The sequence below is a fragment of the Deminuibacter soli genome, assembly GCF_003412455.1.
Lineage (GTDB): Bacteria > Bacteroidota > Bacteroidia > Chitinophagales > Chitinophagaceae > Deminuibacter > Deminuibacter soli.
Window position 1 is genome coordinate 680,582 of record NZ_QTJU01000001.1, and the last position, 12,187, is coordinate 692,768.

Sequence of the window (12,187 nt, forward strand, 5' to 3'; positions counted from 1 at the left end):
GTGTGCAGTGTTTCACGGTAGCGTTTTACTTTCCCCCAAGTAAAAATTTTACGCCGAACGATAAAGAGCCAAGGTTTGAATCGTTCAGGCCGGTATTAATCTGGTACCGGTTTGATTTTACGGTATATGCAGTACTGCCGTCAGTGTTTAAAACGGCATCCTTATCTGAGGCAAAATACAGTCTGAGCAGGTTATTCAACAGCAGTTCCAGTTGCCACCGGGGTGTTAACGCGTAGGTTATACCCAAAGCCGCAGCCACATTAAATACCGTTGTTTTATTGATGCCGGTTTTTATGTTGTCGCTCCTGTTGGATATATCCAGCTTTGTATACGATATGCCAGCCGATTCATGAAACAGCAGGTTGAAGCCATGCCCCAATGGCTTATATTGTCTTAGAAAAAGGCCAGCACCATAGGTATTGCTTTTCCCGCCATCATAACGGCTATCAGTGTACGCATATTGCAACGATATTCCCCACACACGGTTATCGCTATAGGCAAAGCCAATGGCTGGTGTAATGCCAATTTGTTTATAGCTAAACGAATCAAGCGCGGGACTGTAGTTACTCTTTGTGAGATCAAGATTTCCGCCCACTAATAAAGTTCCCTTGGAAATTTGTGCAAGCGATGCAGTGGTGCATAAGTATAATACCAACAGTACAGAAAGCAGTTGTTTCATTTGTGTTTGTTTAAGTTAAATATCAAAGTGATACATGCAAAATTCCTGGCCAGGAATAAAGAAGGAGTACGGATAGTGTTTCATCACTTAGTTTCGGCAATACGAAATAATAAATAATCATACATAAAAACTATAGCCTGCATTTGGTTTAACAACAACTTATGTTAAGCACTTGCAAATTGCAAAACAGCATGCAGCGTATGCAACAACAAGTATACAATCAATCAATGTACCTGCATTAAAAGCGGCATTTTTAGCGCTTGCTGCCAAACACAACGGGAACAAAAAAGCCGCCTCAAAACATTTGAGACGGCCGGTTTCTTTTTGTGTTTTCTGCAGTTATTTACAGGTGCCCGTTTTTAATTTCTTCTACAACACCGGGATCAAGCAGTGTACTGGTATCACCCAGGTTTTCCATTTCACCTTCGGCTATTTTACGCAGTATGCGGCGCATGATTTTACCACTGCGTGTTTTCGGCAATCCGCTTACGAACTGGATTTTATCTGGCTTGGCAATAGGCCCGATGATTCGGGTAACAGTAACCAGTATATCCTTACGTGTTAACGACTGATCATCGCCATGGCGGCCGTTGAAAATTACATACGCATAAATGCCCTGCCCCTTAATATCGTGCGGGTAACCCACCACTGCACTTTCTACCACGCCTGCGTGCATGTTAATGGCATTTTCCACTTCGGCAGTACCAATGCGGTGGCCGCTTACGTTCAGCACATCATCTACACGGCCGGTAATGCGGTAATTGCCTTCCGCATCGCGCAGCGCACCATCGCCGGTGAAATATTTATTCTCGTACGTAGCAAAATAGTTGGTGCGGCAACGTTCATGGTCGCCATAGGTAGTACGCAGAATTGAGGGCCATGGGAACTTGATGCACAGGTTGCCGGAAGCTTCACCTGCAGGCAGTTCATTGCCATTTTCATCTACCAGCACCGGTTGCACACCAGGTAATGGCAGGGTAGCCCAGCTGGGTTTTGCAGGCGTAATGCCTGCCAGGTTCGAGATCAGGATGCTGCCTGTTTCGGTTTGCCACCAGGTATCTACAATGGGGCATTTGCCTTTGCCTACATGCTCATCAAACCAATGCCATGCTTCTTCATTAATAGGCTCGCCCACGCTCCCCAACACTTTCAGTGAAGAAAGGTCTTTGTTCTGCAATGGCCCTAAACCAAAGCCCATAAGCGAGCGGATGGCGGTTGGCGCCGTGTATAAAATATTAACGCGGTATTTGTCTACAATATCCCACAACCGGCCGGCATCCGGGTAAGTGGGCACGCCCTCAAACAACACGGTGGTTGCACCTGCACTTAACGGACCGTATACAATGTAGCTATGGCCGGTAATCCAGCCAATATCTGCCGTACAGAAATGAATATCGCCGGGTTGGTACTGGAACACGTTTACAAAACTGTAGTTGGTATTAATCATGTACCCTGCACTGGAATGTACCACCCCCTTGGGTTTACCGGTTGAGCCGGAGGTGTACAGGATAAACAGCGGGTCTTCGGCCTCCATTTCTTCGGCCGGGCAATCCGTCATACCCAGTGTTTCAATTTTTTTGATTTCATCTTCCCACCACACATCGCGACCCTTGATCATACTTACCGGGGTGCGGGTGCGCGTGGCAACAATTACTCTTTTTACAAAGGGGCAGGCCACCAGTGCATCATCAATGACACTTTTCAACGGAATGTCTTTCTGGCCGCGGAATGCACCATCGCAGGTAATTACAAATTCAGCCTTCGCATCCTGCAGGCGGTCGGCAATGCTTTGTGCAGAAAACCCGCCGAATATAACAGAATGGATGGCGCCAATGCGTGCACATGCCAACACGGCGATGGCCAGTTCGGGAATCATACCCATGTAAATACAGATACGGTCACCTTTTTTAACGCCATTGTTTTTTAACACATTGGCTACCTGGCAAACTTTGTTATGCAATTCTTTATACGTAAGGATACGGTGGTACTCTTCAGGATCGTTGGGCTCCCAGATAATGGCCGGGCGGTTGCCCAGTTTCTCAAGGTGCCTGTCGAGGCAGTTTTCGGTGATGTTGAGTTTGGCCCCTTTAAACCATTCCACCTTGGGTTCTTTGAAATTCCAATCCAGCACCTTATCCCAGCGGCGGCGCCAGTGAAAATGGCTGGCTACATCGGCCCAGAAATTCTCCGGCTGCTGAATACTTCTTTTATACGCTTCGTCGTACGCTTCCCGTGACCTGATCTGATAAGGATATGACATAACAATCTTTTTCTGTGGGCTTAAATTTACGTTTTCGGGAGATTATAGAAAACTCTTCTTTTTTAACATGAAGTATGCACAGCCCCATTTTTTGTAACGATAGCACCGCAAAAATTCATGAAACGCACGCTGTTGCCCGCTTCCGCGATGTGGATAAGAGACAGCGCCTGCCGTACGCGCTTAACGTTGCACGATTCTGTATCTTTGAAGCATGTCGATAGAAGTAGCGCATCTGAGCAAATTGTATGGCGGGCAGAAAGCCGTTAACGATATTACCTTTTCCATTGGCGAAGGCGAAATAGTCGGGTTTCTGGGCCCCAACGGTGCAGGCAAAAGCACCACCATGAAAATGATTACCGGTTACCTGCAGCCAGACGGCGGCACGGTGAAAATATGTGGCAAAGATGTGCAGCAGCACCCGCTGCAGATAAAACGCGATATTGGCTACCTCCCCGAAGCCAACCCGCTGTATTTTGACATGTATGTAAAAGAATACCTTGAATATGTTGCAGGTATTCACCAGGTGGAAAACAAAACCGCCCGCATTGCACACATGATCGAACTCACCGGCCTTACATTGGAGCAAAAGAAAAAAATAGGCCAGCTCTCCAAAGGATACAAACAACGCGTAGGACTTGCTGCCTCGCTTATTCATGCGCCGCGTGTGCTGATACTCGACGAGCCTACCAGCGGACTTGACCCCAACCAGATTGTCGAAATCCGCAATGTGATTAAGGCCCAGGGGGCAGACAAAACGGTGTTATTCTCTTCACACATATTACAGGAAGTGCAGGCCATCTGCAGCCGCGTGATCATTATTAACCGGGGCAATGTGGTGGCCGACGATTCGCTGCAGCAGCTGCAAAGCAACAGCGGCAAAGGCGTAGTAGTGGTGTTTGAAGAAATACTCGAAAGAGAATGGCTGATGCGCCTGCCGGCCATACAACAGATACACACGCACGACAACCAGCGCTTCCAGCTCGATACCACCAATGTAAACGAAGCACGCAAACAATTACTGGAGCTGGCCATACGTGAAAACCTCAATATTGTTACCCTGCAAACAGAAGGCAGCAATCTCGAAGAGATATTCCGCAGCCTTACACAAAACCCTGAACCGGCACCTCAAATAAAATAGGAATTATGGTACAAGCCGCAACACTCCAATTTTTAAAAAACCTTGCGGGCAATAATCACAAAGACTGGTTTGAAGCCAACCGCAGCGCTTATGAAACAGCCAGACAGGATTTTGCCACCCTGGTACAGGAAGTGATAGACAGACATGGAAAGAAAGATGCAGACATTGCATCGTTAACAGCGAAAGAATGCATTTTCCGCATTAACCGCGATGTGCGCTTCAGCAAAAACAAAGCGCCCTATAAAAACAACTTCGGCGCCAGTATTGACCGTGGCGGGAAAAAAAGCATTTATGCCGGTTACTACATTCAGCTGCAACCCGGCGACCAAAGTTTTCTAGGCGGCGGGCTGTGGATGCCTGAACCGGAGAACCTGAAAAAAATACGCCAGGAGATTGATTATTGTGCAGATGAGTTCAAGGGAATTTTACACAAAAAAAGCTTTGCCGGTTACTACCACGACCTGGAAAAAAGTGCAGACACCAGCCTCTCGCGCCCGCCCAAGGGATATGATGAGGAGAACCCTGCGATAGATTACATCAAACTCAAAAGTTTTATCGCTATCCGCAGCATTACCGATGCCGAAGTGCTCGACAAAAACTTTATCAGCCATGTGCTGAAGGGGTTTGAAGCATTGCATCCCCTGCTGCAGTTTCTTAACCGCGCATTGGAGTGATGGTATAGCAGCGGTTATTGCGCGCCCAGTTCTTCGCGCTGCTTTTTAGGCAGCGATTGAACTACCAGCGCATACGAATCGTCAATCATTTCTTTCAATAAAGCACTGGATAACCGGCCATCCACCTGTACGGTGTTCCAGTGTTTTTTATTCATGTGATACCCCGGCCGTACTGCATCATACCGCTCACGCAGCTCCTCGGCCTTCACAGGGTCGCACTTTACATTAAACGTAAACTCCCCGCTGCTCAACCCTGTAAGCAGGAATATCTTGCCCAATACCTTAAACACCAGTGTTTCTTCCCCAAACGGAAATTCTTCCGTAGCTCCCTTTTTCGATAAACAATAAGCGCGCAGTGATTCGATGTCCATAGGCAAAATTGTTAAATGGTTGGATTGTTAGATGGCTCAATTGCTCTATTGTTTGAAATTAACCATAAAACAATCAAACCACCTAACCATCTATCACATTACAGCATTCCTTTTCCGGCAAGATACTCCGCGATCTGTACTGCGTTGGTAGCAGCGCCTTTGCGCAGGTTATCGCTTACAATCCACATATTCAGCGTATTGGGCTGGGTATCGTCGCGGCGCAGGCGGCCTACAAATACTTCGTCTTTTTCGTGTGCCCACAGCGGCATGGGGTATACCTGGCCGGCAGTATCATCCTGTACTACAACACCGGGTGCATTGCGCAGGATGTTTTTCACTTCCTCTATATCAAAGTCATTCGCGAATTCAATGTTCACGCTTTCGCTGTGGCCGCCAACAACCGGAATACGTACGGTGGTAGCAGTAACACGGATATTATCGTCGCGCATGATTTTCCTGGTTTCGTTCACCATTTTCATTTCCTCTTTGGTATAACCATTGTCGAGGAACACGTCGATCTGCGGAATAACATTCAGGTCAATCGGGTATTTGTAAGCCATCTCGCCTTCCACACCTTTGCGTTCGTTTAACAGCTGGTCAACACCTTTTTTACCGGTGCCGGTAACACTCTGGTAAGTGCTTACCACAATACGTTTGATGGTGTATTTGTGGTGCAGCGGGTTTAAAGCCACTACCATCTGGATAGTAGAACAATTGGGGTTGGCAATAATTTTATCCGCAGCAGTAAGCGCATCAGCATTTACTTCGGGTACTACCAGTTTTTTAGTAGCATCCATACGCCATGCAGAAGAGTTGTCGATAACAGTGATACCAGCTTCGGCATATTTGGGTGCCCACTCCAGTGAGGTGCCGCCGCCTGCTGAAAAGATAGCCACAGCAGGTTTTGCTGCAATACCGTCGGCCATGCTTACTACCTTGTAAGTGGCGCCTTTAAAGGTTACTTCCTTGCCTACACTGCGTTCAGAGGCTACAGGAACCAGTTCGGTAACAGGGAAATTACGCTCTGCCAATACTTGCAACATTTTAGTGCCTACCAGTCCGGTTGCACCTACTACAGCTACTTTCATTTTGTTGTATCATTTTTGGTTTTGGATAAAATTAAAAAGGCCTCCCCGGTTTGGGAAGGCCTATTGTTATGTTTGTCATACACACACGCTAAGCTGCTTCCCTGGAGAAGAACATCTTTATGCGCTTTGTAATATGAATCATTTTTGTCATTGCTGTGCGAATGTAATGGATCGGCTTAAAAAAGCCAAAATTATTTCCTGCTGATATATTACCATATCTTAATGCGTTCTGCTTCCGGTTTGTACATCTTCTGACCAGGCTGTACATTGAATGCCTGGTAAAAAGGATCAAAGTTCATGAGCGGACCATTTACACGGTACATGGCAGGTGAATGCGGATCGGTGTTGATACGCAGGCGTTCTGACTGCTCTTTCTGTTTGGTGCGCCAGATTTGTGCAAGCGACAAAAAGAAACGCTGGTCAGGTGTAAAGCCATCAATCTTCGTTGTGTCTTTACCCTGTTTGGTCATTTTAAATGCATCATAAGCAATAGCCACACCACCAATATCGGCCATGTTTTCACCAGTTGTTAAAGCACCGTTTACATGCACGGAATCAAGAATGGTGAAGCTGTTGTACAGGTTAATTACCTGTTGTGATTTAGCCTTGAATTTATCGAAGTCAGCCTTGCTCCACCAGTTTTTCAGGTTGCCGTCTTTATCGTACTGCGCACCCTGGTCGTCAAAGCCATGTGTCATTTCGTGGCCTATTACCATACCTATACCACCGTAATTAATAGCGTCATCTGCATTCTCATCAAAGAAAGGGAACTGCAGGATGCCTGCCGGGAATACGATTTCATTGAAGGTAGGATTGTAGTATGCGTTGATCGTTGGTGGCGTCATGCCCCATTCGGTTTTATCAACAGGCTTGCCCACTTTACTCAGCTGGTACTGGTATTCGTTTTTGCTGGCAGACACCAGGTTTTCGTAATACTGGTTGCGGTTAATGGTTACCTTGCTGTAATCGCGCCATTTATCAGGATAAGCAATTTTTTTCAGGAAGGCATGCAGCTTGTCTTTTGCTTTTGCCTTGGTGCTGTCAGTCATCCAGTCCAGCTTGCCCATGCGTGCTTCAAAAGATGCTTCCAGATTGTTTACCAGCTCAAGCATGCGTTTTTTGGCTGCATCGGTAAAGAAACGTTTTACATACAGCTGGCCCAGGGCTTCACCCAGGAAGGCGTCTGTGTTATCAGACATGCGCTGCCAGCGGGGTTTCAGCTGTTGCTGGCCACGCAGCGCTTTGCCGGAATATTCGAAATTGGCATTCACAAAATCGCTGCTTAATGAAGCGGCGGCACTATGCAGCACATGAAAACGGAAATAGGTTTTCCAGGTATCTACAGGCGCAGTTTTCAGCAGTTCGTTTATTTTGGCGTAATAACCGGGCTGGCCCACATTCACTGAATCAGCTTTTACCCCAACAGCTGCAAGTATGCTGCTCCAGCCGAATACCGGCATGGATTTGTCGAGGTCTTTCACCGCCATTTTATGGTAGTTGCTTTCAGGGTCGCGCAGTTCAACATTGGTTTTATGGGCAGCAGCAATCTGTTTTTCGAAAGCAAAAACAGTAGCCGCTTTTTTGGCAGCAGTTACGGTATCATCGCCGGTAAGGTTGAACAGCCTGGCCACGTATTTCATGTACGCCTGTACAATGGCCTGGTTGGCAGCATCTGTTTTAAAATAGTAGTCCCTGTCAGGCAGGCCCAGTCCGTATTGTACATACACGGGGATATTCATGCTGCTGTTTTTTTCATCAGCACCGATATACTGGCCCAGTATAATGCCATCGCCTTCCTGCTGCTGTGCGGCAACAAAGTCCATAATGCCTTTGGCATCTTTAATGGCATCAATCTGCTGCAGATCAGGTTTTACAGGATCATAACCGCGTTTGTCAATGGCGGCAGAATCCATGCCCGATGCATAAAAGTCACCCACTTTCTGTTCAATACTGCCGGCTGCCATACCACCTTTGGCAACACTGTCGAGAATGCTGCGCAGGTTAGCCCTGGTGCGGTTGCGGAGGTCGAGGAAAGAACCGATGCTCGATTCTGTGGGTGGGATTTCTGATTTCCTGAGCCAGCTGCCGTTGGCAAACAGGAAGAAGTTATCGCCGGGTTTAACGGCAGAATCCATGTTTACGGTAACCAGGAAACTTTGGGCTGCTGTTTCCTTTGCACTGTTACCGCCGCACGATGTAAGTGCCAGTGCCATACAGGCCGCGGGTAGTGCATAGATGATTTTTTTCATATTGTTATCTCAGTTTGTGTGGTCGTTATCCTTGAAAAATAAAAAAAACTTCCATCTCTGGAAGTTTTTTTTGATGGACAGTGTCCTATAAAGATAGCCGGTAAACCGGGATTAAGCGAGTTCTATGTCAAAATTAACCAGCTCTACAAATTCGTTGAGACGGGTTTCGATCTCTTCTTTGGTCACTTCTTTCAAGCGTTGACAGCCGAATTTCTCCACGCAGAAGCTGGCCATGGCCGAACCTACAATGATCGCTGTTTTCATGTTTTCGAAAGAAACATCCTTTGTTTTGGCGAGGTGGCCAATAAACCCGCCTGCGAAAGTATCGCCTGCACCGGTTGGGTCAAACACTTCTTCGAGCGGCAGGGCCGGTGCAAAGAACACGTTGTTCTCGTTAAACAGCAGGGCACCGTGCTCGCCTTTTTTGATAATCAGGAAGCGGGGCCCCATGCCCATGATTTTTTTGGCGGCTTTCACCAGCGAAAACTCACCAGACAGCTGGCGGGCTTCACTGTCGTTCACCATCAGCACATCCACCATGGTCAACACCTCTTTCAGGTCGTCCATAGCGCTTTCCATCCAGAAGTTCATGGTATCGAGCACAATCAGCTTGGGACGTGTTTTCAGCTGCTCTATCACGCTTTTCTGCAGCCTGGGCATCAGGTTGCCCAGCATCAAAAATTCAGCGCCCTGGTAGCTGTCGGGCACCTGGGGATTGAAATCAGCCAGTACATTCAGGTCGGTTACCAGCGTGTCGCGGGTATTCATGTCCATATGGTAGCGGCCGCTCCAGAAGAATGATTTCTTATCAGGCACTATTTCCACACCCTCTGTTGCAACACCCAGCTGTTGCAGATGTTCCAGCTCTTCGGCAGGAAAATCATTACCTACTATAGAGATCTGCTGTATGGGCTGCACAAAATTGCTGGCCGCATAAGCTACATAAGTGGCTGAACCACCGATAATTTTATCAGACTTTCCGAAAGGCGTTTCTATGGCATCAAAGGCCATTGTTCCTACTACGATTACAGACATGTGCAGTTTTTTTCCGGCGGCAAACGTAGCACTAATTTGAGAATAAGGCAATTTGAAAGTTTGAAAATGCGCTTAAAAACACATATTATAATAAATGCACATCCATTTACTGCTTTTTCTCATTTGCACATTTTCAAATTTGCACATTCGCACATTCTCTCTTTGTTTACTTTTGTTTTATGGCACGTATCAAAACAAATAAAGACGTTACCCGGAGGGAAGTAATTACCAAAGCTGCTGCTGCATTGTTCCGTGAAAAAGGATACAAGGCTGCAAGCATGCGCGACCTGGCAGTAAAAGTAGGTGTGGAAGCAGCCAGCCTGTACAACCACATCCGTTCCAAAACCGAGCTGCTGCACGATATCTGCTTTAATGTGGCCAATCACTACATGGAGCATATGTATGCAGTGGAAAACGAGCCTGTTTCGGCCATTGCCAAAATTGAACGCCTTATCCGTTTTCATATCAGGCAAATGGTAGAAAACTATGAAGAAGTATATGTAAGCGACCGCGAATGGCGTCATCTCAGCGATCCTTATCTCAGCAACTACCATAACCAGCGCCGCAACTACCGCAAGCGTTTCACCGCCATTGTGGAGCAGGGCATCCAGAACAACGATATCAAAAGCATTGATGCAGCAACTGCCGTTCTGGTAATACTGCACGCCATCAGCGGTATTGAATCATGGCACCGTTCCAAACAGAAAATCGATGCCGCAGAGCTGGAAAAAAACATGGTAACCATCCTGGTAGACGGGTTACGCAACTAGCCGTACCAATTCAAACAAAACGATTGCATGTCTGTACATTTTGAAAAAGCCAGCGTAAAGGATATACGCCGGGAAACTGCCGATTGCGTATCGGTATCGTTCACTATTCCCGCATCACTGCAACCCGCTTTTGCCTACCGGGAAGGCCAGTACCTCACCCTGCGTGCCAGCATTAACGGTGAAGAAGTGCGCCGCTCATACTCCCTGTGCAGTTCCCCGCTGGAGCAGGAATGGCGTATTGCAGTCAAAGAAGTACCCGGCGGTTTGTTTTCTACCTACATCAACCAATCCTTGCAACCTGGCGATGCCATAGAGCTGATGCCCCCCATGGGCAAGTTTCACACCACGCTCGATGCAGGACACCGGAAAAAATATGTAGGCATTGCCGCAGGCAGCGGCATTACACCTATTATCAGCATTATCAAAACCATACTGCAAACCGAACCGGCCAGCAGTTTTACCCTTGTATACGGCAACCGCACCAGGCATTCCATTATTTTTAAGGAAGAGCTGGAAGCGCTGAAAAATAAATACATGCACCGCTTCAGCATTATTCATGTGCTGAGCCGCGAAATAACCGATGCCACATTGAACACCGGCCGCATTGATGCTGCCAAATGCGACCAGCTGTTTAACCTGAACCGCATGGTGGACAGCAACAGCGATGAATTTTTTATCTGTGGCCCTGAAGACATGATTTTCTGCGTAAAAAGCTTCCTGCTCGGCAAAAACATTGACGGTAAAAAAATTCATATAGAGCTCTTCACTACCGAAAGCGGTAAACGCGCTGCTGCACCGCAACACAGCGCAGCAGATAACGAACCCGCCAGCATGGTTACGGTTAAACTCGATGGCAACAGCCTCGATTTTAAACTGGATTACAACGGCGAAAACATATTGGATGCGGCCATGCACCACGGACTGGATGTGCCCTACAGTTGTAAGGCCGGTGTATGCTGCACCTGCAGGGCCAAACTGGTATCAGGCACGGTTGAAATGGATGTAAACTACGGCCTGGAACCCGAAGAAATAGCTGCCGGGTTTATACTCACCTGCCAATCGCACCCCACCAGTGAAAATGTGGTGGTGGATTTTGATGCGCGATAAAAAGAGCCATCCTGTTTGGGATGGCTCTTTCATTTTCATGATTGCAACAACACTTACCAGCTCAGGTTACGTGTATAATTCCCCCCAAGCACCAGCACACCTTTTTTGTTGCCCGTGAAAGTGAGGGTTCCTGTTAAGTTTACTTTGGTACCGCCTGTGCCTGCACCTGTAAAAGTAACAGCTGCCGTACCGCTTTCTATTTCACCGGTTATTTTACTTACCGGCAATGCTTTGGCCGTAATGGTGGTATGGCCGTTAAAAGTGTTTTTATTGCGGAGGTGCGAAGTATGGGTGCCAAAGCGCTCGTAAGTAGCATCCATTTTATAACTGGTATCTTTTAAACCGGTAACGGTAAATGTTGCAAAACTGGTATCTGTGCCAGACAGCAGCAGGGGCACATCATAACTGGTGTTGCCGTTGTAGCTGATCACCAGTGTTTGCAGATCGCATTTGTACAGGCGTGCCCAGTTAAAATAATAGCTGTAGGTTGCTGCACCAACCGTACCTTGCCCTGTAGCAGTGGTATCGCTTTCAATGCTGCACTGGAAATTGCGTGCATTGGAATAAACAGTGGTCGTACGCATTTGTGCTGTAATACCAAGTGTTTCCGGGTTTACAGCGGTTTGAATCATGTCTGCCGCATCATCTGTGGTTATTTCGGTGCCGGCAGTCGCTTCAGATTCATTCTTTTTACAGGAAGTGAGCAGCAATGCAAAACAGGCAGCGCAGAGCAGCGCTTGTACCTGCCTGCCCTGAAAGAGCATTTGGGTTACTTTCATGGATGTAGGTTTTTTTAAGAATTAGAGGTTATAGATT

At 47.2% G+C, this 12,187-nt stretch carries 11 protein-coding genes; 4 read left to right on the plus strand and 7 right to left on the minus strand.

Annotation, left to right across the window (positions count from 1 at the left end):
• Nucleotides 1–25 precede the first annotated feature (25 nt).
• Nucleotides 26–679 carry an outer membrane protein gene (locus DXN05_RS02835; protein WP_116845684.1) on the minus strand — a complete coding sequence of 218 codons (654 nt, stop codon included), beginning with the start codon at nt 677–679 and terminating at the stop codon, nt 26–28.
• A 343-nt stretch (nt 680–1,022) separates the two neighbouring features.
• Nucleotides 1,023–2,939, minus strand: a complete 1,917-nt coding sequence (gene acs / locus DXN05_RS02840; RefSeq protein ID WP_116845685.1) for an acetate--CoA ligase — start codon at nt 2,937–2,939, stop codon at nt 1,023–1,025.
• 211 nt (nt 2,940–3,150) lie between these two features.
• Here acs and gldA point away from each other — a divergent pair, with 211 nt between their 5' ends.
• Both gldA and DXN05_RS02850 read left to right on the plus strand, forming a co-directional pair.
• Nucleotides 3,151–4,077, plus strand: a complete 927-nt coding sequence (gene gldA, locus DXN05_RS02845) for a gliding motility-associated ABC transporter ATP-binding subunit GldA (RefSeq protein WP_116845686.1) — start codon at nt 3,151–3,153, stop codon at nt 4,075–4,077.
• Nucleotides 4,078–4,082: 5 nt separating this feature from the next.
• The gene (locus DXN05_RS02850) at nt 4,083–4,751 is read left to right on the plus strand and encodes a DUF2461 domain-containing protein (protein ID WP_116845687.1); all 669 of its coding nucleotides are present in this window, start codon (nt 4,083–4,085) and stop codon (nt 4,749–4,751) included.
• 14 nt (nt 4,752–4,765) lie between these two features.
• Here the strand turns inward: DXN05_RS02850 and DXN05_RS02855 are convergent, their stop codons facing one another.
• From DXN05_RS02855 to DXN05_RS02870, 4 genes are all read right to left on the minus strand, one after another.
• A complete protein-coding gene (locus tag DXN05_RS02855; protein ID WP_116845688.1) occupies nt 4,766–5,122 on the minus strand; it encodes an MmcQ/YjbR family DNA-binding protein in 357 nt (118 codons plus the stop codon).
• A 98-nt stretch (nt 5,123–5,220) separates the two neighbouring features.
• Nucleotides 5,221–6,210: an aspartate-semialdehyde dehydrogenase gene (locus tag DXN05_RS02860; protein ID WP_116845689.1), complete on the minus strand. Its 990-nt coding sequence runs from the start codon at nt 6,208–6,210 to the stop codon at nt 5,221–5,223.
• A 209-nt stretch (nt 6,211–6,419) separates the two neighbouring features.
• Nucleotides 6,420–8,459: a M13 family metallopeptidase gene (locus DXN05_RS02865; protein WP_211329964.1), complete on the minus strand. Its 2,040-nt coding sequence runs from the start codon at nt 8,457–8,459 to the stop codon at nt 6,420–6,422.
• A 111-nt stretch (nt 8,460–8,570) separates the two neighbouring features.
• Nucleotides 8,571–9,494, minus strand: coding sequence for a PfkB family carbohydrate kinase (locus DXN05_RS02870; RefSeq protein ID WP_116846371.1), 924 nt, complete (start codon nt 9,492–9,494; stop codon nt 8,571–8,573).
• Between the two features lie 179 nt (nt 9,495–9,673).
• Here DXN05_RS02870 and DXN05_RS02875 point away from each other — a divergent pair, with 179 nt between their 5' ends.
• Nucleotides 9,674–10,264: a TetR/AcrR family transcriptional regulator gene (locus DXN05_RS02875; protein ID WP_116845691.1), complete on the plus strand. Its 591-nt coding sequence runs from the start codon at nt 9,674–9,676 to the stop codon at nt 10,262–10,264.
• A gap of 27 nt (nt 10,265–10,291) precedes the next feature.
• On the plus strand, nt 10,292–11,371 hold the full coding sequence (gene paaE / locus DXN05_RS02880) for a 1,2-phenylacetyl-CoA epoxidase subunit PaaE (RefSeq protein ID WP_116845692.1): 1,080 nt from the start codon (nt 10,292–10,294) through the stop codon (nt 11,369–11,371).
• Between the two features lie 53 nt (nt 11,372–11,424).
• On the opposite strand, the gene DXN05_RS02885 is transcribed toward paaE, so the two are convergent.
• The gene (locus DXN05_RS02885; RefSeq protein ID WP_116845693.1) at nt 11,425–12,150 is read right to left on the minus strand and encodes a hypothetical protein; all 726 of its coding nucleotides are present in this window, start codon (nt 12,148–12,150) and stop codon (nt 11,425–11,427) included.
• Between the last annotated feature and the right edge of the window lie 37 nt (nt 12,151–12,187).